The organism is Stenotrophomonas africana (assembly GCF_013004645.1).
Classification (GTDB): Bacteria; Pseudomonadota; Gammaproteobacteria; order Xanthomonadales; family Xanthomonadaceae; genus Stenotrophomonas; species Stenotrophomonas africana.
In genome coordinates this window covers 36,805-61,773 of record NZ_JABEME010000007.1, presented here as the reverse complement: position 1 = coordinate 61,773, position 24,969 = coordinate 36,805, and the positions used below count along the sequence as shown (strand labels likewise).

The following is a 24,969-nucleotide window of genomic DNA, read 5'->3' as shown; positions in this document are numbered from 1 at the left end:
CGGCGCACCGCCCCCATTGCGGTTACCTCGGCAACGCAAACGCCATCACGTAATCGCCGTTCGGGGTTTCCATGAAATGATGGCCGCCAGCCATGATCACCACGTACTGGCGCCCGCCCTGCTCGTACACCATCGGATTGGCCTGGCCGCCCGCGGGCAGCTTGGCATGCCACAGTTCCTTGCCGGTCTTCAGATCGATGGCACGCAGCAGGTCATCGGTGGCGGCGGCGATGAAGATCAGGCCGCTGGCGGTCACCACCGAACCGCCGTTGTTCGGCGTGCCGATCTCGATCGGCAGGCCGGAGCGGATGCCGAACGGTCCGTTGCCGCGCGCACTGCCGAACGGACGGTCCCACAGCAACTTGCCGGTGCGCAGATCGATGGCACGGATGCCGCCATAGGGCGGCTGCTTGCACAGCAGGCCGGTGAACGGCAGCCGCCAACCGGCGTTGACCTGGATGCCATACGGCGTGCCCACCTGCGGGTCGCCCGCGCCTTCGGCACCGCCCTTGTCGAACCGGATCTTCTCGCGTGGCAGCCAGCCCAGCCGGTCAGCCTCGGCACGTGGCACCAGCCGGTTGTAGTTGGGCATGTCGTTGTAGTTGGCCACGATCACGCCGCGGCGCGTATCGATGGACACGCTGCCCCAGTCCGAGCCACCGTTGTAGCCGGGGTACTCGATGGAATGGCGCTCGCTGCTCGGCGGCGTGTAGAACCCTTCGTAGTACGCCTTGCGGAACTGGATGCGGCAGACCACCTGGTCGATCGGGGTGATGCCCCACATGTCACGCTCGGTCAGGTCATGTTCGCGACGCAGCGTGTGGTACAGCGAGAACAGCTGGGTGGGAGAACGCTGCTCGGGTTCGACGCCGCCGACCGGTACCTTGCGCTCTTCGGCGGCGGTCAGGAGCTGGCCGTTGCGGCGATCAAGGATGTACATGTCGCCCTGCTTGGTCGGCAGCAGGATCGCCGGCACCTTGCCCGCCGCCGTCGGGTAGTCGATCAGGCTGGCCTGCGACCCCAGGTCGTAGTCCCACACATCCTTGCGCACTGCCTGGAAATGCCAGACCGGCTTGCCGGTGGCCACGTCGATCGCCACCAGCGAGGTCGCGTAGCGGTTCTGGTTCTCCGTGCGCGAGCCACTCCAGTAATCGCCCGCGGAATTGCCCAGCGGCAGGTAGACCAGGCCCAGCGCCTCATCACCGGTGGCCGTGGTCCACATGTTGGGCGTGCCCCGCGTGTAGGTCTGGTCGCGCGGAGGCAGACCGCTGCGCTCGGGCTGGTCCATGTCCCACGCCCAGCGCAGCTTGCCGGTGATCGCGTCGTAGGCCTGGATCACGCCTGAGGGCGCATCGCGGCGCTGCCCGTCCAGCACCTGATGACCGGTCACGATCACGCCGCGCACGATGGCCGGCGGCGAGTTGATCGACACGTAACCCGGTGGCACCTCGCCCATGCCCAGGGTGATGTCGACCTGGCCGTTGTTGCCGAAGTTGGCGCAGGGGCGGCCGCTGTCCGCGTCCACCGCGATGATGCGACCGTCCAGCGTGCCTTCAATGATGCGCGCCCAGCACGTTGGACGACTGCCCGGCGCAGCGCTGCGGGTGACGCTGGGCGGCGGTTCCGGCAGCGCCAGATCAGCGGCGACATCGGCCAATGCCGCGTCGGCAAGGGTCGGCATGCTGGGCTGCTCGTAATAGCTCACACCACGACAGGCAGCGGTATAGGGAATCGAGGCGTCCTTCACCTTTGGATCGAACCGCCACAGTTCCTTGCCGCTGGCAGCATCAAGCGCGATCAGGCGGTTGCGCGCGGTGCACAGGTACAGCCGATCGCCGATCTTCAGCGGCGTGGTTTCCGCGCCCCAGCGCTTCTTCGGCATATCGCCGGTACGGAACTGCCAGGCCGGCTGCAGCGTGGCCACATTGGCCGGGGTGATCTGCTGCAGCGGCGAATAGCGGGTACCCGCATTGCTGCGGCCCCACGCCGGCCAGTCGCCCTCGGCGGGTTGGTCGGCCGGCTGCAGGCCGGTGGTGTCACGGGTCGGCTCCAGACCGGCACTGACTGCGCCTTCCGGGAACGGCAGGTGCCCGTCCACTTCACCATGCGGCGCGAACGCCAATCCGAAGGCGGCCACGAACACCAGCATCAGCACGCCCGCCGTGCTGCGCGACAGGCGTTTTGAAACCGGCTCGCGCAGGGTCGGCGCCAGCAGCGCCAGCACGATGCCAAGCGCGGTCACCAGCCCGAGCCGCGGAACCCAGCGCCAGTAGTCGCTGCCCGATTCCCACCAGGTCCACAGCAGCGTGCCGATGAACACCAGCGCGTACAGCAGCGCGCCGCTGCGGCGGTTGCCGAACAACAGGATGCCGCTGACCAGCAGGCCGAGCCCGGCAATGGCGTAGTACGCCGATCCACCGAGGCTGAGCAGCCACGCACCCAGGCCGCCGATGGCCAGGCCGAGCATGACCAGCAGCAGCGACAGCACGGTAACGAGGGGATGCCGGGAAGCGCGGACGGGGGCAGGAGCGGACTGCGGCGTGGCGGACATCGTCGATCTCCGGGGGCAGCATGCGCCGTTATCCCACCGCCGACGTGAAGCGCGCGCGTATATGCGGCACCCGGATACGACGACGCCGGCACAGGGCCGGCGTCGTCGGGTACCTCAACCTGATGGCAGGATCACTCCTGCGCGGCGTCCTCGCTGCTGGCAGCAGCCGGTGCGCCGTCGGTCGTGGCCGGGGCGGCGGCAGCCACCTCGTCCTCGTCCTCGTCGATCGAGGCATCCATGCGCTCCACCGCCTGCAGCTTCTCGTCCTTGGACAGGCGGATCAGGGTCACGCCCTGGGTGTTGCGGCCGACGCGGCTGATTTCCGAGCCACGCGTACGCACCAGGGTGCCACCATCGGAGATCAGCAGGACTTCGTCGCTGGAGCCCATCAGCACCGCGGCGACCAGCTTGCCATTGCGCTCGGTGGTCTGGATGCCGATCACGCCCTGCGTACCACGGCCCTTGCGCGGGTAGTCCGGCAGCGGGGTGCGCTTGCCGTAGCCGTTCTCGGTGGCGGTGAGGATGTACTGCACGCTGGCGTCATCGGCGCCGTCGATCACCGCATCGCCCGTGGCGGCGGCTTCCTCGACACCGTTGTCGTCCTCGTTCTCGTCCTCGATGCCACCGGCACTTTCGGCCACGATCAGGCTGACCACTTCCTCGCCGGCCGGCATCTTGATGCCACGCACGCCGGTGGCGGTACGGCCCATCGAGCGGACCTTGTCCTCACCGAAGCGCACGGTCTTGCCGTTGGAGGCGAACAGCAGGATGTCACGCTGGCCGTCGGTCAGGCCAACGCCAACCAGGGCATCGCCCTCGTCCAGGTTGATCGCGATCTTGCCGCGGGCCAGACGGAAGGCAAACTCGCCCAGCGGGGTCTTCTTGACCGTACCGTTCTTGGTGGCGAAGAACACGAACTGGCCATCGGCGTATTCACGTACCGGCAGCACGGCCTGCACGCGTTCGCCCGGCTCCAGCGGGATCCAGTTGATGATCGGACGGCCGCGGGCATTCGAACCGGCTTCGGGCAGCTGGTAGACCGGCAGCCAGAACACCTTGCCCGAACTGGTGAAGGTCAGCAGCGTGTCGTGCGTGTTGACCAGCCACAGCTGTTCGATGAAATCCTCTTCCTTGGTGGACGCTGCACTGCGGCCACGGCCACCACGGCGCTGGGCGCGGTACACGCTCACCGGCTGGCGCTTCACGTAGCCGGCATGCGACACGGTGACCACCACGTCTTCCGGCGCGATCAGGTCGAGGATGTCCAGGTCTTCTTCGCTGTGGCGGATTTCGGTACGACGTTCGTCGCCGAACTCGGCCCTGACACTGATCAGCTCTTCACGGATCACCTGCAGCAGGCGATCGGGATCTTCCAGGATGTGGATCAGCCCGGCGATCACTTCCAGCAGCTGCTTGTATTCCTCGGTCAGGCGGTCCTGCTCCAGCCCGGTCAGGCGGTGCAGGCGCATTTCCAGGATCTGGGTGGCCTGGATCTCGGTCAGCTGGTAGCCGCCTTCGATCAGGCCCACGCCCTTGGGCAGGTCATCCGGACGCGAGGCTTCGGCACCGGCAGCGCCCAGCATCGAACCGACCAGGCCCGGTTCCCACAGGCGCGCGAGCATGCGCTCGCGGGCTTCGGCGGGGTTCGGCGAGGTCTTGATCAGCTCGATCATCTCGTCGATGTTGGCCAGCGCGACGGTCAGGCCTTCCAGCACGTGGGCACGGGCACGCGCCTTGCGCAGCTCGAACACCGTACGGCGGGTGACCACTTCGCGGCGGTGGCGGACGAACGACTCCAGCATCTGCTTGAGGTTCATCAACTGCGGGCGGCCATCGACCAGCGCCACCATGTTGATGCCGAACACCGATTCCATCTGCGTCTGCTGGTACAGGTTGTTCAGCACAACCTCGGCAGATTCACCGCGCTTGATTTCGATGTAGATGCGCATGCCGTCCTTGTCGGACTCATCGCGCAGCTCGCTGATGCCTTCGATCTTCTTTTCCTTGACCAGCTCGGCGATCTTTTCGATCAGACGCGCCTTGTTCACCTGGTAAGGAATTTCGGTGACGATGATCGACTCACGGCCGTTGTCGGCCACTTCGATATCGGCCTTGGCGCGGATGCGCACACGGCCGCGGCCGGTGCGGTAGCCGGCAACGATGCCGGCGGTGCCATTGATGATGCCGGCAGTCGGGAAATCCGGGCCCGGGATGTACTCCATCAGGCCGTCGACATCGATTTCCGGATTGTCGATCAGCGCGATGCAGGCGTTGATCGATTCGGTCAGGTTGTGCGGCGGGATGTTGGTCGCCATGCCCACCGCGATACCGGCCGAACCATTGACCAGCAGGTTCGGGAACCGGGTCGGCATGACCGTCGGCTCCAGTTCCTTTTCGTCGTAGTTGGGCTGGAAATCGACGGTTTCCTTGTCGATGTCCGCCATCAGCTCATGCGCCAGGCGCGACATGCGCGCCTCGGTGTATCGCATCGCCGCAGCGGAGTCACCGTCGACCGAACCGAAGTTACCCTGGCCATCGACCAGCATGTAGCGCAGCGAGAACGGCTGTGCCAGACGCACCAGCGTGTCGTACACCGACTGATCGCCATGCGGGTGGTACTTACCGATGACGTCACCGACGATACGCGCCGACTTGAAGTAGGGCTTGTTGCTGTGCGCGTTCAACTCGTTCATCGCGAACAGCACGCGGCGATGCACCGGCTTGAGGCCGTCGCGCGCATCCGGGAGCGCGCGGCCCACGATCACGCTCATGGCGTAATCGAGATAGCTCTTGCGCATCTCGTCTTCCAGGTTGACCTGGATGATTTCCTTGGCGGTTTCTGCCATTCGGGTTCCGTTGTCTGGTAGCGGTCCAGTCCGGCGCAGCCCTCTGCGGGAGGGGGTCGCGCCGGAACCTCGATTCAACCTGTGGATGCTACCACAACAGGCCGTTTTCCGCCTCCCTTTACGGGGATTTTACCGGCACAAATCAGGAACTTAGGGCCCCATGCCGCCCCTGTAGAGCCGAGCCCATGCTCGGCTGCGGCGGATTCACTGGCTGAGCCGAGCGTGGGCTCGGCTCCACAGACATCCGCGACCCTGCCCGCCTCAGCCGCCGAAGGCGGCACGCATGTTGTCAGCGGTCGGGTTCAGGATCACCCCACGCTCGGTCACGATGGCATCGATCAGTTCACCCGGGGTCACGTCGAACACCGGGTTCCAGGCGGCAATGCCTTCGGCCACGGTGCGGGTCCCGCCCACGCCATACAGCTCGCCCGGGTCGCGCTGCTCGATCTCGATCTGGCTGCCGTCCACGGTGTCCATGTCCACGGTCGAGGACGGCGCCACCACCATGAACCTGACCCCGTGGTGGCGGGCGGCGATGGCCAGCTGGTAGGTGCCGATCTTGTTGGCGGTATCGCCATTGGCGCAGATGCGGTCTGCACCGACGATCACCCACTGCACCGCGCCGGTCTTCATCAGGTGCGAGGCGGCCGAATCGGCAATCAGGGTGGCGTCGATGCCATCCTGCTGCAGCTCCCACACGGTCAGGCGTGCGCCTTGCAGCCACGGACGGGTCTCGCCGGCAAACACGCGGGCGATGCGGTGCTGGGCCATGCCGGCACGGATCACGCCCAGTGCGGTGCCGAAACCTGCGGTGGCCAGCGAGCCGGTGTTGCAGTGGGTCAGCACGCCGCTGCCGGCGTCGATCAGGCCCGCGCCCAGCGCACCCATGTGGCGGTTGGCGGCCAGGTCTTCCTCCGCGATGGCCTGCGCCTCCGCTTCCAGCAGCGCCTTCCAGTCGGCACCGGCGGCATTCAGGCAGCGACGCATGCGTGCCAGCGCCCAGGCCAGGTTGACGGCGGTCGGGCGCGACGCGTTCAGGCGCTGCAGCGCCGGTTCCAGCTGCTGCAGCGCGTGCGCACCGTCTGCGGCCTGCACGTCACGTGCGGCCAGCACCACGCCCCAGGCCGCGGCAATGCCAATCGCCGGTGCACCACGCACGGTCAACGCGTGGATGGCGGCGGCAACCTCGTCACTGTCATGGCAGACCACATGCTCGACCACGAACGGCAGCTTGCGCTGGTCCAGCAGTTGCAGGGCATCGCCGGTCCACAGGATCGGGCGGATATGGTCGTAACGGGCGTAGTCGATGTCGGAGGCAGTGTTCATGGGCCCATTGTAGGGCCACGCCCCGCGCGGTTGGAGCCTGCCCGGGCTCAATTCACCGAGAATTCGGCGCGGCAGCCGCCGTCCACCCAGATCCCGTTGCGGTTCCAGCCCCAGGTGTTGCCTTCCTCGCACGGGGTGCTGGACAACTGTTCGGTGACGACGGCGCCGACCGAAATGCTCGCGCCACAGAAGCGGCGCTTCTTCGACTTCGACTCGCAGGTCAGACGGCGTGGCACGTCAACAAAACGGCCGTCCTCGTCAGCCACTTCGAAATCTCCCTGGCAGCCGCGGCTGGTCCACACTTCGTTGCGCTTGTAGCCCCAGCCCTGCCCTTCCCGGCACGGCAACGCCGACAGTTGGCGCAGCAGGCGTACCGGCGCCCCATCCAGGCGCACCGGACAGCTCTGCGGACGACCGTTGGATTCGCAGCGCACCACGCGGCGAACCAGGCGTTTGCCTTCATTCGCTGCCGGAATGGCCCCCGCGGCGCGGCGCGCGCGGAACTCGGCGCGGCAACCCAGGGTGACCCAGACACCACTGCGGTCGGTGCCCCACTCGCTGCCACGGATGCAGCTGCTGTTGGAGAGCTGGCGGACAAGGTCGATGCCATTGCTGACATCGATATCGCAATGCGCCCAGCCCATGTCGCGCGATTCGCAGGTCACCACTTCGCCGTCATACCCCACCTGCTGGGCAGACGCCGACGACGGCAGCCAGGCACCCCACAACGCAATGGAGTAGACCGGAGCCGCGACGACCGCAAACCACTTGACCAATGCCTTCCCCAACAGGAGTGGACGAATTCCGATGCGAGTGTCCCGCATCTGCCGTGATAAGAGCATCATCCTGCTTACCGAAGCAAGCACGGAAATGCGGCAATCCGTTCAGTCTTCGATGTTCAGAAAACCCTGAAGATCAGGCGTGGGCGAAGTCATAGGCCAGCACGTCGGCGATGCGTGGCGTGCGGTTCATCGCCATCAGCAGCCGATCGACACCCACCGCCACACCCGCGCAGGCCGGCATTGACGGGAGTGCGGCCAGCAGTGCCTCGTCCAGCGCCGGCTGCACCTGGCCGCGTTCGTGCCGGCGCTGCAGGTCACGCTGGAAGCGCGTGCGCTGCTCCTGCGCATCGTTCAGTTCGTGATAGCCGTTGGCCAGTTCCACCGCGCCCAGATACAGCTCAAAACGCTCGGCCAGCGGCGGCGTGCCGGCGCGGATGCGGGCCAGCGCCGCCTGGCTGGCCGGCCAATCGTGGACCACGGTCATCACCGTGTCATCGAAGTGCGGCTGGATGTGATGGGTCATCAGCAGGTCCAGCCAGTCGTCGCGGGTCAGCCCTACCGGGTCGATGTGCACGTCGCCGAGCGCGGCGCGCAGCGCGGCTTCGTCAGCCTCGAACGGGTCCACGCCCACATGCTGCTGGAACAGTTCGCGGTAGCTCAGCACGCGCAGGGTCGCACTGCGCCCGACCAGGGCCAGTGCCTGACCGACCAGCTCGGCGGTCTCCTGCACCAGCCGGTGGTGGTCCCAGCCGACCCGGTACCACTCCAGCATGGTGAATTCCGGGTTGTGGCGACCACCCGCTTCGCCGTTGCGGAACACCCGGCCCAGCTCGTAGCAGTCGCCCACACCTGCCGCCAGCAATCGCTTGAGCGGGTACTCCGGCGAGGTGCGCAGCCAACGGCGACGGCCACCGGCATCGACATGCCCGGTGAAATCGGTATGGAAGCTGTCGATGTTGGGCTCGGTGTTGCCTGCAACCGACAGGATCGGTGTTTCCACCTCCAGCACATCGCGCTCGGCGAAGAAGCGGCGCACCAGCGCATTGAGCGCAGCGCGCTGCTGCAGCGCGTGCAGCAGGGCCTCACTCACAGGATGCCCTCCGGGCGCGGATGATCCAGCGGCAGGGTCAACAGATCGCGGGTGTCATCGATGTAACCGCTGGCCAGGTACAGGCGACGGGCGAGCTCGTTGTGGTGGTTCACTTCCAGGCGCAGGCGGCTGACGCCACGGCCACGCGCGCGCTGTTCGCAGATGGCCAGCGCCTGCTTGCCGCGGCCACGACCGCGCGCGCGATGGCTCAGGTACAGCTCGTCCAGCAGCATGAAGTGGCCGCCCTGCTCCAGGCTGAAGCCCATCGCGATCACTGCGTAACCGACCACCTCGCCCGCCTCGTCCAGCCACAACAGCACTTCGCCGTTGCGTGGGTCGGCCAGCAGTGCGTCCACGCCGCGACGCACGCGCGCGTCATCGAAGTCGATCTTGTCTTCGGCGTAGAACTCGCGCATCAACGCGATCAACTGCTCTTCGTCGGCGCGGGTGGCCAGGCGGAAATCCAGCGGGGCGGTCTGCATCGGTATTCCTTTGTGTTTCATGCCGGGCGCGAGGCACCCGGCGGGGTCATCATTCGTGTTCGGCAAGGTAGGCCAGCAGGCGGTCTTCGTCCCACACGGGCACGCCCAGCGATTGCGCCTTGTCCAGCTTGGAGCCGGCCTCGGTACCGGCCACCACGAAACTGGTCTTCTTCGAAACGCTGCCGGAGACCTTGGCACCCAGCGCTTCCAGGCGCTCCTTGGCGGCATCGCGGGTGAGCTGGGCCAGGGTGCCGGTCAGCACCACGGTCTGCCCATCCAGCGGGCCGGCCACGATCTCGGCCAGCGCCGGCGCCTTGGCCAGGATCTGCTGCATCGCCTTTTCGGCCACCAGCAGCATCGCGCCATGGCCTTCGGCGTCCAGCCACGCAGCCAGACCGCGTGCGGTGTCATCGGGCAGGCCGGCGTTGACGAACTGGCCATGCTCGGCGTCGAGCACGGCCTGCGCGCCAGGCAACGCAGCCGCCAGCTTCTCCGCACGCAGGCGGGTGATGCCGGGGATTTCCGACTCGACCAGCAGCTGCGCCAGATCCAGCCCTTCGCGCAGCTTGGCACTGGGCGCATGCACATCACTGATGCGCACCTGGCCGACCTGCAGCAGGTCATCGATGGCCTGCTGGTTACCCTGCTGCTCGAAGAAATGGCCGAGCGAGCGCGCTACTTCGCCACCGATGTCCGGCACACGCTTGAACAACGGCCACGGCAGGTGGCGGATCAGCTCCAGGTCACCGAACCACTGCGCCAGCGCCTTGGCCGTGCTTTCGCCCACATGCTCGATGCCGAGCGCGAACAGCAAACGCTCCAGCGTGGCGGCACGACTGGCGTCGATCGCCGCGATCAGGTTGTCGGCCCACTTGGTGGCGATCTTCTTCGTGTTCCATTCGAAGCTGGCGGGCTGCACCAGCGCCTGCGCGCGCCAGCCCGGATCGTTGCCGTCCAGCTTGAGCACCGCATTGAGCACCGCACCACTGCCTTCGGCGGGCAGATGCAGCTTCAGCGCAGCAGCCAGTGCGGAAGGGTCCTCGGCATCCAGCACAAGCTTCAGGTGCAGCAGCTGGTCACGGTTGAGCCGGTACAGGTCGGCCACACTCTTGACGATGCCGGCGTCGACCAGGGTTTCGATGTACTTGTCGCCGAGGCCATCGATATCCATCGCACGACGTGAAGCGAAATGGGCAATGGCCTCCTTGCGCTGCGCAGGGCAGGACAGCTCACCCGAACAGCGCCATGCGGCGGCACCTTCCTCGCGCACGATTTCCGAGCCGCACACCGGGCAACGCGTCGGCATCTGCCACGGCAAGGTGCCCTGCGGGCGGCGATCGAGGATGACGCTGACCACTTCCGGAATCACATCGCCGGCGCGGCGCACGATCACGCTGTCGCCCACCCGCACATCCAGGCGTGCGATCTGATCGGCGTTGTGCAGGGTGGCATTGGACACGATCACGCCGGCCACAGCCACCGGCGCCAGTCGCGCGACCGGCGTGGCGGCACCGGTGCGGCCGATCTGGATCTCGATGGCCTCCACCGTGGTGCTCTGTTCCTGCGCCGGGAACTTGTGCGCGATGGCCCAGCGCGGCGCACGCGAGACGAAGCCCATCGCCTGCTGGCCCGCGCGGTCATCGAGCTTGTAGACCACGCCATCGATATCGAACGGCAGGCCATTGCGGCGCTCACCGATATCGCGGTAGTAACCCAGCAGGCCGTCGGTGCCTTCCACCACCTTGCACAGTTCACTGACCGGGAAGCCCCAGGCACCGAGCTGGGCCAGGGTGCCCGAATGGGTGTCCGGCAGCTCGCCGCCCTGCACTTCGCCAGTGCCGTAGGCGAAGAAACTCAGCCTGCGCTGCGCACTGATCTTCGGGTCGAGCTGGCGCAGCGAACCGGCCGCCGCATTGCGCGGATTGGCCAGCACCTTGCCGCCCTGCAGGCGCGCACGTTCGTTGTAGGCCTCGAAGTCGGCACGGGCCATGTAGACCTCGCCGCGCACCTCCAGCACATCCGGCCAGTCCTTGCCGTGCAGGCGCTTGGGAATGTCAGCGATCTCGCGCAGGTTGGCGGTCACGTCCTCCCCGGTACTGCCATCGCCACGGGTCGCGCCGAGCACGAAATGACCATCCTCATAGCGCAGGCTGATCGCCAGGCCGTCCATCTTCGGCTCGGCCGAAAACTGCAGGCTGCGACGGCCCAGGCGCTCATCGATGCGGCGCACGAAATCGGCCACTTCTTCATCGCTGAAGGCATTGGACAGCGACAACATCGGTACCGCGTGGCGCACCTCCGGGAAGCGGCCGGAGGGGCGCGCACCGACCTGCTGGGTCGGGCTGTCGGCACGGGCCAGTTCCGGGTGTTCGCGCTCCAGTGCTTCCAGCTCGCGGACCATCCGGTCGTAGTCGACGTCGGGGATCTCCGGCGCGTCCAGCTCGTGGTAGGCGCGGTTGGCCTGGGCGATCTGCCGGCGAAGGTCTTCGGCGCGTTCGGCGGGGCTGGGGCTCATCGGGATCCGGTGGTTCTGGGATGGCCGGGGATTCTACCGCGCCCGGCTGTCAGGCCCGGTAACGGCCCTGCCTTTTGTGGAGTCGAGCCATGCTCGACTGGCGCTTCGCTCTGGCAGGCGCCAACCACTCCCCCGCTCCAGCAGGTGCCAACCTTCTCCCCAGCTCCGGTAGGTGCAAACCTTGGTTGGCACGTCTGTGGTCGAGCACGGCTCGACGCTGCAAAAGCAGCTTGCCGCCCATCCCCACCAGCGCTAGCGTGCGACGGTCTGCCCTTCGGAATCCTGCCCGTGACCCTGCCTGCTTCCCGTCGACGCTTCCTGCAACTGGCCGGTGCCGGCCTCGCTGTCGCCGGCAGCGGGCTGCCACAGCTCGGCCATGCCCAACCCGCGACAGCCGCCGCCCCTGCCGAAGGCGCGGTGCTGCTGAATTTCAACGAATGTCCCTACGGCCCCTCGCCCGCGGCCCAACAGGCGGCACGCGACAGCATCGCCGGTTGCGGCCGCTACCGTTTCGCACTGGCCGGTCAGGTGCGCGACGCCTTCATCGAACAGGCGCGCATCCCGGCCGATCACGTGCGGCTCTATCCGGGTTCCAGCGAACCGCTGAACCGTGCCGCCGTGCTATGGACCGGCCCGCAGGCGGGACTGGTAGTCGCCGACCCGACCTTCGAGACGCTGGGCGAGGTCGCCGCCGCCCACGGTGCGCACGTGCAGAAAGTGCCGCTGCGTGACGACGGCGCCCATGACCTGCGCGCGATGGTCGCCGCCGCGCACGCACGCCCGACCGGACTGCTGTATGTGTGCAACCCGAACAACCCGACCGGTTCGATCAGCCCGCCGGATGAGCTCGCCTGGCTGCTGGCCCACAAGCCCGCATCCACCCGCGTGCTGTTGGACGAGGCCTACCTGCAGTACAGCGAACAGCCGAGCCTGATCGCACAAGTGGCGCAGCGCGATGACCTGATCGTGTTGCGTACGTTCTCCAAGCTGTATGGCATGGCCGGCCTGCGCCTGGGCGTGGCGGCCGCGCATCCCGACCGCCTTCGCGAACTGGCCAGCCTGGGCGACAACCCACTGCCGGTGCCGGCGCTGGCCGCTGCACTGGCCAGCCTGCGCGATCCGCAGTTAATTCCGCAGCGCCGCCTGCAGAATGCCAAGGTGCGGCAGGCCACCATCGCGTGGCTGGGCAAGCGTGGTTTCAGCTGCGTGCCGTCGGAAGCGAACTGCTTCGTGGTGGACGTGCAGCGCGACGGTGCCGCCTTTGCCAAGGCGATGGCAGACAACGGCGTGATCATCGGCCGCAGCTGGCCGATCTGGCCACAGCGCGTGCGCGTGACCGTCGGCTCCGAAGAGGAGATGGCCGCGTTCCGCCATGCGTTCGCGAAGTTGGCCGGTGTCCCGGCCTGACCCTGTTGGTGGGGGAGAACCTTGGTTCGCCCCATCCACGCATGGCGTGGATCTACTGTTGTGGGTGCCGACCGTTGGTCGGCACACCGAAAAAAGCACTTACCAACGCGGGGTCTTGGTCAGCGGCGGCGCCTGGTGCTGACGGTCGTAGGCGCGCAGCTCGTCACGGATGTGCGCGATGCGCTGGCGGCCCAGCGCGTTGCGGCTGTCATCCAGCACCACGCCATCCAACAGCTCGGCCATGCGCTGCACGGTCGGCAGCATCTTCTCCCACGCGTCCAGCGCGGTCAGCGGCGCCGGCAGGGTCAGGAAGAAGGCGATGGCCGGAGTCTCCATGGCGCGGATGTTGGCCATGTCGAAGCTGCCCGGCTTCATGATGCTGGCCATCGAGAAGATCGGGCCGCGCTCGGGGTGGCCTTCCACCAGACGGTGGAACACGTTCATGTGGCCGAACACCAGGCCGGTCTTTTCCGCCGCCACCACGATGTCCTCGCCACGCAGCTGCTCGCCGGCGCGGGCGGCCACGAACAGCGAGACGATCTTGTCGAAATCCTGGGTGGCGCGCTTTCCGAGGTCGCTGGCGCCCGGGTCGGTTTCACCCAGGCCGAGTTCGGCCTGCTCGCCTTCCGTACCCATGCCCGGTTCGACGCGGCCCTCGGCCACGGTGACGCCGTCTTCGCCCAGCACCGGCTCGCGGCGCTCGCCGCTGGTCGGTTCCGCGCCTTCCACGCGGCGCCCCTGGGGCTTCTTTTTCGGACGGCCAAACAGGAAGATCGCGGCGATCAACAGCAGGCCGGCGGCCAGGATGCCGATGCGCAACAGTGCCGTGTCGGACATTCGATAGGTTCTCCGGCTAGTTCATTCAGGTAACTAGGATGGCACGTCAGGCCGCGCCCGCCAATCGCGCGGCTTCTTCCAGGTCTACGCTGACCAGGCGGCTGACGCCCGGCTCGCGCATGGTCACGCCCGACAGCTGGTGCGCTGCCTCCATCGTCGCCTTGTTGTGGCTGACGAACAGGAACTGCACCTTTTCGCTCATTTCCTTGACCATGTTGGCCAGGCGGCCGACGTTGGCTTCATCCAGCGGCGCGTCCACCTCGTCCAGCAGGCAGAACGGCGCGGGATTCAGCTGGAAGATGGCGAACACCAGCGCCACCGCGGTCATCGCCTTCTCGCCGCCGGACAGCAGCGAGATGCTGGACACGCGCTTGCCCGGAGGACGCGCCATGATGGTCACACCGGTGTCGAGCAGGTCTTCACCGGTCAGTTCCAGGTAGGCGTGGCCGCCACCGAACAGGCGCGGGTACAACGCCTGCACGCCAGCGTTGACACGATCAAAGGTGTCCTTGAAACGACCGCGGGTCTCGCGGTCGATCTTGCGGATGGCGTCTTCCAGGGTTTCCAGCGCGGTGGTCAGGTCGGTGTGCTGCGAATCCAGGTAATCCGAGCGCTGCGAAGCCTCGCCGTATTCGTGGATGGCGGCCAGGTTGACCGGCTCCAGCCGGCGCATGCGGCCGTCGATCTGGTGAACGGCCTGCTCCCAGTCGCCCAGGCGGGCATCCTCGGGCAACGCGTTGAGCACGTCCTGCAGCACGAAGCCGGCCTTCTCCACCGCCGCCTGCAGGGTCTCCGCGCTGAGCACCAGCGCCTGCTGGTCCAGCTTGCGCTGCGAAATGCGCTCGCGCTGGGCCAGCGCCTGCTCGTCACGCTGGTGGCGGGTCTGTTCGTAGTTGCGCAGCTCGGCGTCGATGCCGTCCAGCAGCGTGCGCGCCTCGGTCAGCACGCGATCGGCGCGCACGCGCTCTTCCAGCGCGTTCTGGTGCTCGGCCTGCAGCGATTCGACCGGCGAATCGCCTTCATCCAGCTGCGAATGCAGTTCGCCCAGGCGCGAATCCAGCTGCCCGCGCTGAGTGCCCATGCGCTCCAATGCCTGGCTCAACGAGGCCAGCTGCGCCCGCTGTGATTCCAGGGTCAGCGCCAGCGAGTGCGAGCGCTCACGCACCGCGCGTGCAGCATCGCGCGCCAGGTCGCGGGCCTCGGTCAGCTGGCGGCGCTCGCCCTCCAGTCGCTGCCGGGTCGATTCCAGGTCGCCCATGCTGCTGACCGCGTTCTCCAACCGTGAGCGCGCTTCACGCGCCTGCTCGTTGTTGGCTTCCAGCGTTTCCTGCAACTGCTTCAGCTCACCTTCGATGCGGTCGATGCGCGTGCGCGCCGCTTCCACCTTGCCCTGCTGGCCTTGCAACTGGCCCGCCAGTTCAGAGACCGCACGATGGGCCTGGTACAGCGCCCGCTGCGCGTCTTCGCGCTGCTGCTCGGCGGCCTGCAGCTGCTCACGGAAACCACTCAGCTGTTCTTCCAGCTCGGCCTCGCGGTCCTGCAGCTGCTCGATCTGCTCACGCAGTTCATTGATCTCACGCTCGCGCAGCAGCGCGCCCTGCTGGGCTGCACCGGAGCGCGATACGCGCAGCCAACCCTGGCCCAGGCGCTCGCCGCTCTGGGTGATGATTGAATCGCCTTCCGGAAGGCTGCCCTGCAACGCCTTCGCTTCGGAAAGGTCCTTTGCTGCATGCAGGTGTGCCAGCAGGCGACGGATCGCTGCCGGGCCACGTACGCGGGCGGCCAGCGAGGTCGGCGCGACCTTCAGGTCCGTGCCATCGTTGGCGACCAGTGCAATGTGGCCCTCGCCCAGTTCGCCCAGCGCGTCGACCAGGCTGGCCGGGTCATCGACCAGCACGCCTTCGATCAACTGACCGAGCGCGCTTTCCACGGCATTTTCCCAGCCGGCATCAACGTCCAGGCGTTCGCCGACACGCGCTGCCGAATCCAATCCACGCGCCTTCAGCCAGGCCACAGCCGCACCCTGCTCCTGGCCCAGCGCGGCCTGCTGCAGGGTTTCCAGCGAGGCCAGGCGGCCACGCAGGCCGTTGGCCTGCTTGCGCAGTTCGGCCAGTTCGTTCTGGCCATTGCGCTGCTGTTCCTGCACCGCCGCCACGCCCTGCTTGCGCAGTTCGACGTCTTCGCTCAATTCATCCAGCGCGGTCTTCTGCGTGTCGTGCTGCAGGTGCAGCTGCTCGAACGTTTCTTCCAGCGCATCCACGTCCAGGCCGGCGCGCTCGGCGGCCAGGGCTTCACGACGCCGGTCGGCGTCAAGGATCTGCTTGTCCAGATAGTCCACGCGCGTGCGCTCGACATCGCCGGCGCGCGAGGCCTCCGAACTCTGCGAGGTGTGCTGTTCCCAACGCTGCTGCCAGCTGGCCAGGCGGTCCTCGGCCTCGCGCAGGCTTTCCTGCTTGATCTCGTTCTCTTCCTGCAGCTCCTCCAGCTGCGGGGTGGCAGCCTCCACCGCCTCGCGCAGCACCCTCAGCTTGGCCTCGTCGCCGCTGATGTGCTGGCCCAGTTCGGCCAGCGCCTGCTGGGTTTCATCGCGCGCCTTGTGCAGGCGCTGCGACAGCTCGCGCTGGTGCTGGATCTGCTGCTCCAGGCGGGCCAGCGTGCTGCCGACCTGGTAGACCGCAGCCTGCGCGGTGTTGAGCGCGTCAGCGGCCTCTTCGCGCCGCGCACGCGAGGTCTCGATGCGGGCCTCGGCATCACGCTGGTCGGCGATCAGCTGCTGCAGCTTGGTCTCTTCCTGCGACAGGCCTTCGCGCAGCTTCGACAGGCGTCCGTCGAGACCACGGAATTCCAGCGCCTTCCACTCGGCATCCTTGATCCGGCGCTCTTCCTGCAGGGCCTGGTACTGCTCGGCCTGCTTGGCCTGGCGCTTGAGGTGCTCCAGCTGCTTGCTGATCTCGTCGCGCAGGTCGCCCAGCCGGTCCAGGTTCTCGCGGGTGTGGCGGATGCGGGTCTCGGTTTCCTTGCGGCGCTCTTTGTACTTGGAGATGCCCGCCGCCTCTTCCAGGTACACGCGCAGGTCTTCCGGGCGCGCTTCGATGATCTGGCTGATCATGCCCTGCTCGATGATCGAGTAGCTGCGCGGGCCCAGGCCGGTGCCGAGGAACAGATCGGTGATGTCGCGGCGGCGGCACTTGGTGCCGTTGAGGTAATAGTTGCTGGTGCCGTCGCGGCTGACCGTGCGCTTGACCGAGATTTCGTTGAACGAGGCGTACTCGCCGGAGATCGTGTGGTCGGAGTTGTCGAAGATCAGCTCGACCGTGGCCTGCGAGACCGGCTTGCGGGCATTGGACCCGGAGAAGATCACGTCGGTCAGCGAGTCGCCACGCAGGCGGCTGGCCGAACTCTCGCCCATGACCCAGCGCACGGCGTCGATGATGTTCGACTTGCCGCAGCCATTGGGCCCCACCACACCGGTCATGTTGGTCGGCAGGTGCAGGGTGGTCGGATCGACGAACGACTTGAAGCCGGACAGCTTGATCGTGGAAAGACGCATAGGGGTTCCGGACTGGGGCCGGCAAGCGGCCTGCGTTTACCCTCCAAGTCATTGATCCTGTTGGGATCGATGCCCGTGGAACGGGTGTGACGCCCTGAGTATACCGATGTGGCCGTGTTCTACGAATGGGCGTGGAACATTGTCCAGCCCCACCCCGCCGGCCGAGCGTGGCCCGTCACCACGAAACGGAGCCATAAAACAAAACGGGCACCCTTGCGGGCGCCCGTTCTGCGGTGATTCCAGGCCGTGCGGCGTGGGATCAGGCTTCGGCGACGACGACGACCTTGACGGTGGTCTCGACGTCGGCGTGCAGGTGGATCAGCACGTCGTATTCGCCGATGTTGCGGAAGGCGCCTTCGCCCAGGATGACTTCGCTCTTGCTGACCGGCAGGCCGGCAGCGGTGAAGGCATCGGCGATTTCGCGGGCGCCGACCGAGCCGTACAGCTTGCCTTCGGTCGAAGCATTGGCCGGGATGGTCACGCTCGCGCCTTCCAGCTTGGCCTTGCGGGCGTCAGCGTCGGCGTGGATGGCCTGGGCCTTGGCTTCGTACTCGGCGCGCTTGGCTTCGAACTCGGCCTTGTTGCTCTCGGTGGCCGGAACGGCCTTGCCCTGCGGCACGAGGAAGTTACGGCCGTAGCCCGGCTTCACGTCAACCAGGTCGCCCAGGTTGCCGAGGTTGGTGACTTTCTGCAGGAGGATCAGCTGCATGGTATTGCTCCAGATGAGTTATTCGTTAGCGAGGCGACGCCCCGCAACAAAGGCTGTCCGAATAGCTGGCACAGCGGGGGCGGCACCGGGCCGCCCCGCCGGGCATCAGACGTCGTGGTTGTCGGTGTACGGGATCAGGGCCAGGAAGCGAGCGCGCTTGACGGCGGTCGCCAGCTGGCGCTGGTACTTCGACTTGGTACCGGTGACGCGGCTCGGCACGATCTTGCCGTTCTCGGTCAGGTACTGGCGCAGGGTGTTGAGATCCTTGTAGTCGATCTCCTTCACACCTTCAGCCGTGAACTTGCAGAACTTGCGGCGACGGAAGAACTTGGACATGGGAAGGCTCCTTAGGCGGCGGAAGCGGCGTCATCGCCGGCTTCGTTGTCAGCGGTGGTGGTGGACTCGCCTTCTTCGTCGTCACGACGACGGCGCTCACCGCGCTCCGGCTTGTCACCCTTCTCGTCCTTGCTCTTCATGATCAGCGACTGCTCGGTGTCAGCCTCGTCACGCTTGATGACCAGGTTGCGCAGCACGGCGTCGTTGAAGCGGAAGCTTTCGGTCAGCTCGTTCAGCACGGCCTGGTCGGCTTCGATGTTCAGCAGCACGTAGTGGGCCTTCACCAGGTTCTGGATCGGGTACGCCAGCTGGCGGCGGCCCCAGTCTTCCAGACGGTGGATGGTGCCGTTGCCGTTCTCGACCAGCGACTTGTAGCGCTCGATCATGGCCGGGACCTGCTCGCTCTGGTCCGGGTGGACCATGAACACGATTTCGTAATGACGACTCATGTTTTTTCTACCTTTCGGATGTGGCCTTGCGGCCGGACAGCCCCCCGCCGTTGATACCGCGGTGGGGCAAGGATTCCCGCCAGGAAGGCAGGAAGCCGCGCATTATGGCGCAGATGGGGTGACCGGGCAACCGGGGTGCCCTGGAGCTCCTGAACCGGGGTGCCCTTCACCCGTGCCGACCAAGGCCGGCAACTACCCAGGCGGCCCTCAGGCCTTGTCGGCGTCGGTGGTGAAGCTCTCGCCGCAACCACACTCGGCGGTGGCATTCGGGTTGCTGAACGTGAAGGTCTCGCTCAGGCCGTGCTTGCCGAAGTCGATCACGGTGCCGTCCACCAGCGCCAGGCTCTTGGCATCGACGTAGATCTTCACGCCGTCCTGGTCGAACACGGTATCGCCCTCGCGCTCGTCGCGGGCCAGGTCGGTGATGTGACCCCAGCCCGAGCAACCGGTCTTGGTCACGCCGAAACGCAGGCCCAGCGCGCCGGGGGTCTGGGCGACAAAGCGCTGCACGCGCTCGAAGGCAATGGGGGTCAGGCTGACGGCCATGGGGCTACTCCAGAGGTACGGGGACATTATAAGGAGCCGTTGCCGCGAAAAATGCCTCGCAAGCAGAACGCTGCAACCGGTAAACTCCCGTGTTCACAGATCGAGTCGATCAGCAGAGGATTCAAGTCATGACGGTGGTCAGCGTTGAACATGCGCTTGCCGGGAAGATCCCGGAAGGCGGCGAAGTCACGGTACGCGGATGGGTGCGCACGGTGCGCGGTTCAGCGAATCTGGCTTTCGTGAATGTGAGCGACGGCTCCTGCTTCGCCCCGATCCAGGTCGTGGCCGGCGACAGCCTGGCCAACTTCGACGAGATCAAGCGCCTGACCAGCGGCTGCTCGGTCATTGCCACCGGCACCCTGGTGAAGTCGCAGGGCAAGGGCCAGTCGTTCGAGATCCAGGCCAGCGCACTGGAAGTGGTCGGCTGGGTCGAAGACCCGCTCACCTACCCGATCCAGCCCAAGCCGATGTCGCCGGAGTTCCTGCGCGAAGTGGCACACCTGCGCCCGCGCACCAACCTGTTCGGCGCGGTCACCCGCATCCGCAACTGCCTGGCCCAGGCCGTGCACCGTTTCTTCCACGAGAACGGCTTCAACTGGATCAGCACCCCGATCATCACCACCTCCGACGCCGAAGGCGCCGGCCAGATGTTCCGCGTGTCCACCCTGGACATGGTGAACCTGCCGCGTGACGAGAAGGGCGCGATCGATTTCAGCCGCGACTTCTTCGGCAAGGAAACCTTCCTGACCGTGTCCGGCCAGCTGAACGTCGAGGCCTACTGCCTGGCGCTGAGCAAGGTCTACACCTTCGGCCCGACCTTCCGCGCCGAAAACAGCCACACCACCCGCCACTTGGCGGAGTTCTGGATGATCGAGCCGGAAATCGCCTTCGCCGACCTGGCCGAAGACGCGCGCCTGGCCGAAGAGTTCCTGAAGTACCTGTTCCGCGCGGTTCTGAACGAGCGCAGCGACGACCTGGCCTTCATCGCCGAGCGCGTGGACAAGAACGCGATCACCAAGCTGGAAGATTTCATCAACGCACCGTTCGAGCGCATCGACTACACCGATGCGGTCAGCCTGCTGCAGAAGTCCGGCAAGAAGTTCGACTTCCCGGTCGAATGGGGCCTGGACCTGCAGACCGAGCACGAGCGCTGGCTGACCGAGGAACACGTCGGCCGCCCGGTGGTGGTGACCAACTATCCGGAGCACATCAAGGCCTTCTACATGCGCCTGAACGACGACGGCAAGACCGTGGCCGCGATGGACGTGCTGGCCCCGGGCATCGGCGAGATCATCGGCGGCAGCCAGCGCGAAGAGCGCCTGGACGTGCTGGACGCGCGCATGGCCCAGTTCGGCCTGGATCGTGAGCACTACAGCTGGTACCGCGACTTCCGCCGCTATGGTTCGGTGCCGCACGCGGGCTTCGGCCTGGGCTTCGAACGCCTGGTGGTCTATGTCTGCGGCCTGTCCAACATCCGCGATGCGATCCCCTACCCGCGCGCCCCGGGCAGCGCGGACTTCTAAGCCCCACACGATCACGGAGGTACCGCTCCCATGACCCTGTTCTTCGCCCTCTGTTTCGTCGGCGTTGCAGTGGCCGGGTTCAGTGCCTTCGTGATCTTCTGGCCGCTGACCCTGGTGCACGTGCGCGACCGCCACCCGGCGCTCGCCGAGCGCTTCGGCAGCGGCGCCTTCCTCAAGCCCGATGCCCTGGCCTGGCTGCTGCGCCGCGACTATCGCCAGCAGCCCGACCGCTCGCTGTCCGGGCTGGCGACGCCGGCCTGGGTATCGCTGCTGACCCTGCTGGCCGGACTGGGCATGGCCGCCCTGCTCTGGCTGGCCTCGCTCTGGTAACACATCCATGAATGACATTACCGCCTCGCGCGACAGCTGGTGGCTGGCCAGCCTCGGCAACACCCTGATCTGGGCGCGCCTGCGCGTGCGCCCGGCCGGCACCGCCGAAGTGCTCGACAGCGATGGCAACACGCTGAGCTATGACAGCGAAGACACTGCCCGTTCGCAGTTGTTCGACGCCGAGTTCGTCGAGTACGACGGCCTGGACGAGGAGGACGCGCTGGTGCGCGGCTTCAGCCTGCACGAAGTGCAGCCGCCGCAGGCCGACAGCGACGAGGGCCTGCGTGGCCGCATGATCCAGTCGCTGGGCGGGCGCGCCTGACCCCTGCATGTTCACCCCGCGCGCCTTCGCCGAGACCGACCTGCTCTGGCTGGACCGCCTGCTGGCGCGCGACCCGTTCGTCACGGTGCTCACCGTCGGCAGCGATGGCCTGCCGGAGCTGACCCGGATGCCAGTGCTGCACCGGCGTGACGGCGACCAGATCGAACTGCGCGGCCACTGGGCGCGCGCCAACCCGCAGTCGCGCCACAGCGGCGCGGCCAAGGTACTGGTCGATGGCCCACACGGCTACGTCTCGGCCAGCTGGTATCCGGACAAGGAACCCGCCGCGCGGGTACCCACCTGGAACTACGCCTCTGCCGAGCTGCGTGGCCAGCTGCAGACCTTCGACGACGCTGATGCGCTGGCCGAACTGGTTGGCGCGATCAGCGACCGCTTCGAGGCCAGCGTCGGCCAGGCCTGGCAGTTCGATGCCACGCGTGCCGAACACGGCCCGGAGCTGCGCGCCATCGTCGGCTTCCGCTTCCAGGTGGAACACGTGCAGCTGAAGCTGAAACTCAGCCAGAACCATCCCGACGCCAACCAGCAGGCCGTGATCGCCGCACTGGACGCGCTCGCCTCCCCGTCCTCCCATGAGCTGGCGCAGTGGATGCGCTGGCACCGTGAACAGTCCGCCTCCAGCGGCTGATCACCCCAGCTTCCCGCGACGGCGCGACCAGAACGGCCGCGCCTTGCCCCCACCCGACGCCAGGGATACCGCACATGAAAGACATCCACCGCCTGCTGCAGAACAACCGCGACTGGGCCGACCGCATCGCCAAGGAAGACCCTGAGTTCTTCCAGCAGCTGTCCAAGCAGCAGCATCCGGAATACCTGTGGATCGGCTGCTCCGACTCGCGGGTGCCGGCCAACCAGATCATCGGCATGGCCCCGGGTGAAGTGTTCGTGCACCGCAACGTCGCCAACGTGGTCGCGCACACCGACCTGAACTGCCTGAGCGTGGTGCAGTACGCGGTGGACCAGTTGAAGGTGAAGCACATCCTGATCGTCGGCCACTACGGCTGCGGCGGCGTGCACGCCTGCCTGCACAATACCCGCGTCGGCCTGGCCGACAACTGGCTGCGGCATGTCGGCGACGTGGTGCAGAAGCACCAGGGCATCCTCGATGCGATCGAGGATGACGAGCTGAAACACGCGCGCCTGTGCGAACTGAACGTGATCGAGCAGGTCGCCAATCTGTGCCGTTCGACCATCGTCGAGGACGCCTGGGCGCGCGGGCAGAAGCTGATGGTGCACGGCTGGGTCTACAGCCTGAAGAACGGCCGGGTCAGCGAAATGGGCATCGATGTCGGTGGACCGGAAGAGCTGAAGCCAGCCTATGAAAAGGCACTGTCCTACGTGCCCCGCCAGGGCCGGCGCGACTGACCTCACTACGGACCACGACCATGCTCGCCTCGCCGATCAACCTGCACGCCTGGATCGAAGAAAACCGCCACCTGCTGAAGCCGCCGGTGGGCAACAAGATGATCGACAATGGCGACTTCATCGTAATGGTGGTGGGCGGGCCGAATTCGCGCACCGACTATCACTACGACGAAGGTCCGGAGTGGTTCTACCAGCTCGAAGGCGAGATGGTGCTGAAGGTGCAGGAAGACGGCGCGGTGCGCGACATTCCGATCCGTGCCGGTGAGATCTTCCTGCTGCCGGCGAAGGTGCCGCACTCGCCGCGGCGCCCGCCCGGCGGTATCGGTCTTGTGGTCGAGCGCAAGCGCCTGCCGCATGAGATGGACGGCGTGATCTGGCATTGCGAACGCTGCAACCACAAGCTGCACGAAGAGTATTTCGCGCTGCTGAACATCGAGACCGATCTGCCGAAGGTGTTCGCGCGCTACCACGCCAGCCTGGAGCTGCGTACCTGCGGCCAGTGCGGGCACGTGGACCCGCTGCCGGCGCCAGCGGCGGGCTGAGCACCTGCGCCTGTAGAGCCGAGCCCATGCTCGGCTTCGTGGCCCGGCAGCCGAGCATGGGCTCGGCTCTACAGGTTCGGCGGCAGGCACGCCGCCAAGCGCTACACTGGCGGTCCCGTTGCAGCCTGTTGCCCGACCATGTCCGACCTGCTCAGCCGCACCCACGCCATTGCCCTGGACGCCGCCGATCCGCTGCGCCCGCTGCGCAATGAATTCCTGATTCCGCGCCACGGTGGTGGCGAGCAGACCTACTTCGTCGGCAACTCGCTGGGCCTGCAGCCGCGTGGCGCGCAGGCGGCCGTGCAGGAAGTGATGAAGCAGTGGGGCGAGCTGGCGGTGGAAGGCCACTTCACCGGCCCCACGCAGTGGCTGTCCTACCACCGCCTGGTGAGCGCGCAGCTGGCCCGCGTGGTCGGTGCGCTGCCCAGCGAAGTGGTGGCGATGAACACGCTGAGCGTGAACCTGCACCTGATGATGGTCAGCTTCTACCGGCCCACGGCCGAGCGCCCGGTGATCCTGATGGAAGCCGGCGCATTCCCGACCGACCGCCATGCGGTGGAGGCGCAGATCCGCTTCCATGGTTTCGACCCGGCCGAGTGCCTGGTGGAAGTGCAGCCGGATGAGGTCAACGGCACGATATCGCTGGCAGCGATCGAACGCGCCATCGCCGAACACGGTCCGCGCCTTGCACTGGTGCTGTGGCCCGGCGTGCAGTACCGCACCGGCCAAGCCTTCGACCTCGATGCAATCACCCGTGCTGCCCGCCTGCAGGGCGCGCGCATCGGCTTCGACCTGGCGCACTCGGTCGGCAACCTGCCGCTGCGCCTGCATGACGTCGCACCCGATTTTGCCGTGTGGTGCCATTACAAGTACCTCAACAGCGGCCCGGGCGCAGTGGCTGGCGCCTTCGTGCACGAGCGCCACCACCGCGATACCACCCTGCCGCGCTTTGCTGGGTGGTGGGGCCATGAGGAAGCCACCCGCTTCCAGATGGCACCGCAGTTCACCCCAGCCATCGGCGCCGAAGGCTGGCAGCTGAGCAACCCGCCGATCCTCGGCCTGGCGCCGCTGCGGGCCTCGTTGGACCTGTTCGAGCGCGCCGGCATGGAGGCGCTGCGCAGCAAGTCGCTGGCGCTGACCGGCATGCTCGAAGCGCTGGTGCGCGCGCGCCTGTCCAGCGTGCTGGACATCATCACCCCGGCCGAGCCGCAGCGCCGCGGCTGCCAGCTGTCATTGCGCGTGATCGGTGGCCGCGAACGTGGCCGCGCACTGTTCGAACACCTGCGCGGCATCGGCGTGCTCGGTGACTGGCGCGAGCCCGACGTGATCCGCATCTCGCCCACGCCGCTCTACAACCGCTACCTGGACGTGCACCACTTCGTCGAGGAAGTGGAAGCCTGGGCCGGCCTCTAAGCCGGCCTCTCCCCTACTGCTGGACAGTTC

Annotated in this window: 21 protein-coding genes; 8 read left to right on the top strand and 13 right to left on the bottom strand. The window is 66.8% G+C overall.

The window, feature by feature from the left end; genetic code table 11:
- Positions 1–22: 22 nt before the first annotated feature.
- The 7 genes from HLA98_RS13335 to ligA form a co-directional block, all read right to left on the bottom strand.
- A complete protein-coding gene (locus HLA98_RS13335; RefSeq protein ID WP_057500616.1) occupies positions 23–2,551 on the bottom strand; it encodes a membrane-bound PQQ-dependent dehydrogenase, glucose/quinate/shikimate family in 2,529 nt (842 codons plus the stop codon).
- Between the two features lie 131 nt (positions 2,552–2,682).
- A complete protein-coding gene (gene gyrA / locus HLA98_RS13330) occupies positions 2,683–5,397 on the bottom strand; it encodes a DNA gyrase subunit A (protein ID WP_057500617.1) in 2,715 nt (904 codons plus the stop codon).
- Positions 5,398–5,658: 261 nt separating this feature from the next.
- On the bottom strand, positions 5,659–6,723 hold the full coding sequence (gene mtnA / locus HLA98_RS13325) for an S-methyl-5-thioribose-1-phosphate isomerase (RefSeq protein WP_049445610.1): 1,065 nt from the start codon (positions 6,721–6,723) through the stop codon (positions 5,659–5,661).
- Positions 6,724–6,770: 47 nt separating this feature from the next.
- A complete protein-coding gene (locus HLA98_RS13320; RefSeq protein ID WP_057500618.1) occupies positions 6,771–7,499 on the bottom strand; it encodes a DUF3011 domain-containing protein in 729 nt (242 codons plus the stop codon).
- Positions 7,500–7,638: 139 nt separating this feature from the next.
- The gene (epmA, locus tag HLA98_RS13315) at positions 7,639–8,595 is read right to left on the bottom strand and encodes an EF-P lysine aminoacylase EpmA (protein ID WP_049445613.1); all 957 of its coding nucleotides are present in this window, start codon (positions 8,593–8,595) and stop codon (positions 7,639–7,641) included.
- On the bottom strand, positions 8,592–9,077 hold the full coding sequence (locus HLA98_RS13310) for a GNAT family N-acetyltransferase (RefSeq protein WP_049445614.1): 486 nt from the start codon (positions 9,075–9,077) through the stop codon (positions 8,592–8,594). Before HLA98_RS13310 ends, epmA begins: the two co-directional genes overlap by 4 nt.
- A 49-nt stretch (positions 9,078–9,126) precedes the next feature.
- Positions 9,127–11,598, bottom strand: a complete 2,472-nt coding sequence (ligA, locus tag HLA98_RS13305) for an NAD-dependent DNA ligase LigA (protein ID WP_170272477.1) — start codon at positions 11,596–11,598, stop codon at positions 9,127–9,129.
- A gap of 282 nt (positions 11,599–11,880) precedes the next feature.
- On the opposite strand from ligA, the gene HLA98_RS13300 reads away from it, so the two are divergent.
- Positions 11,881–12,999 (top strand): pyridoxal phosphate-dependent aminotransferase, encoded by a 1,119-nt coding sequence (locus HLA98_RS13300; RefSeq protein ID WP_057500620.1) that lies wholly within the window; start codon positions 11,881–11,883, stop codon positions 12,997–12,999.
- Between the two features lie 99 nt (positions 13,000–13,098).
- Here the strand turns inward: HLA98_RS13300 and zipA are convergent, their stop codons facing one another.
- From zipA to HLA98_RS13270, 6 genes are all read right to left on the bottom strand, one after another.
- Positions 13,099–13,836, bottom strand: a complete 738-nt coding sequence (gene zipA, locus HLA98_RS13295; RefSeq protein ID WP_057500621.1) for a cell division protein ZipA — start codon at positions 13,834–13,836, stop codon at positions 13,099–13,101.
- 46 nt (positions 13,837–13,882) lie between these two features.
- Positions 13,883–17,386: a chromosome segregation protein SMC gene (gene smc, locus HLA98_RS13290; RefSeq protein WP_057500622.1), complete on the bottom strand. Its 3,504-nt coding sequence runs from the start codon at positions 17,384–17,386 to the stop codon at positions 13,883–13,885.
- A 259-nt stretch (positions 17,387–17,645) separates the two neighbouring features.
- Positions 17,646–18,095, bottom strand: coding sequence for a 50S ribosomal protein L9 (rplI, locus tag HLA98_RS13285; RefSeq protein WP_049408589.1), 450 nt, complete (start codon positions 18,093–18,095; stop codon positions 17,646–17,648).
- Between the two features lie 105 nt (positions 18,096–18,200).
- Positions 18,201–18,431 (bottom strand): 30S ribosomal protein S18, encoded by a 231-nt coding sequence (rpsR, locus tag HLA98_RS13280; RefSeq protein WP_002804494.1) that lies wholly within the window; start codon positions 18,429–18,431, stop codon positions 18,201–18,203.
- Between the two features lie 11 nt (positions 18,432–18,442).
- On the bottom strand, positions 18,443–18,880 hold the full coding sequence (gene rpsF, locus HLA98_RS13275) for a 30S ribosomal protein S6 (protein ID WP_049445625.1): 438 nt from the start codon (positions 18,878–18,880) through the stop codon (positions 18,443–18,445).
- Positions 18,881–19,087: 207 nt separating this feature from the next.
- On the bottom strand, positions 19,088–19,426 hold the full coding sequence (locus tag HLA98_RS13270; protein WP_006376495.1) for a HesB/IscA family protein: 339 nt from the start codon (positions 19,424–19,426) through the stop codon (positions 19,088–19,090).
- Between the two features lie 128 nt (positions 19,427–19,554).
- Between HLA98_RS13270 and asnS the strand changes: the two genes are divergently transcribed.
- The 7 genes from asnS to kynU all read left to right on the top strand — a co-directional run bounded on the left by asnS (position 19,555) and on the right by kynU (position 24,939).
- Complete coding sequence (gene asnS / locus HLA98_RS13265) at positions 19,555–20,949, top strand: asparagine--tRNA ligase (RefSeq protein WP_057500623.1); 1,395 nt, start codon at positions 19,555–19,557, stop codon at positions 20,947–20,949.
- 30 nt (positions 20,950–20,979) lie between these two features.
- The gene (locus HLA98_RS13260) at positions 20,980–21,279 is read left to right on the top strand and encodes a hypothetical protein (protein WP_005417403.1); all 300 of its coding nucleotides are present in this window, start codon (positions 20,980–20,982) and stop codon (positions 21,277–21,279) included.
- A gap of 7 nt (positions 21,280–21,286) precedes the next feature.
- A complete protein-coding gene (locus HLA98_RS13255; RefSeq protein ID WP_006453002.1) occupies positions 21,287–21,601 on the top strand; it encodes a hypothetical protein in 315 nt (104 codons plus the stop codon).
- A 7-nt stretch (positions 21,602–21,608) separates the two neighbouring features.
- Positions 21,609–22,247 (top strand): FMN-binding negative transcriptional regulator, encoded by a 639-nt coding sequence (locus HLA98_RS13250; protein WP_057500624.1) that lies wholly within the window; start codon positions 21,609–21,611, stop codon positions 22,245–22,247.
- Positions 22,248–22,321: 74 nt separating this feature from the next.
- Positions 22,322–22,984 (top strand): carbonate dehydratase, encoded by a 663-nt coding sequence (gene can / locus HLA98_RS13245; protein ID WP_005413910.1) that lies wholly within the window; start codon positions 22,322–22,324, stop codon positions 22,982–22,984.
- A 20-nt stretch (positions 22,985–23,004) separates the two neighbouring features.
- Entirely contained in the window at positions 23,005–23,526 is a 522-nt protein-coding gene (locus tag HLA98_RS13240) for a 3-hydroxyanthranilate 3,4-dioxygenase (protein WP_057500625.1), read from the top strand.
- Positions 23,527–23,664: 138 nt separating this feature from the next.
- Positions 23,665–24,939, top strand: a complete 1,275-nt coding sequence (gene kynU, locus HLA98_RS13235) for a kynureninase (protein WP_057500626.1) — start codon at positions 23,665–23,667, stop codon at positions 24,937–24,939.
- The last annotated feature ends 30 nt before the right edge of the window (positions 24,940–24,969 follow it).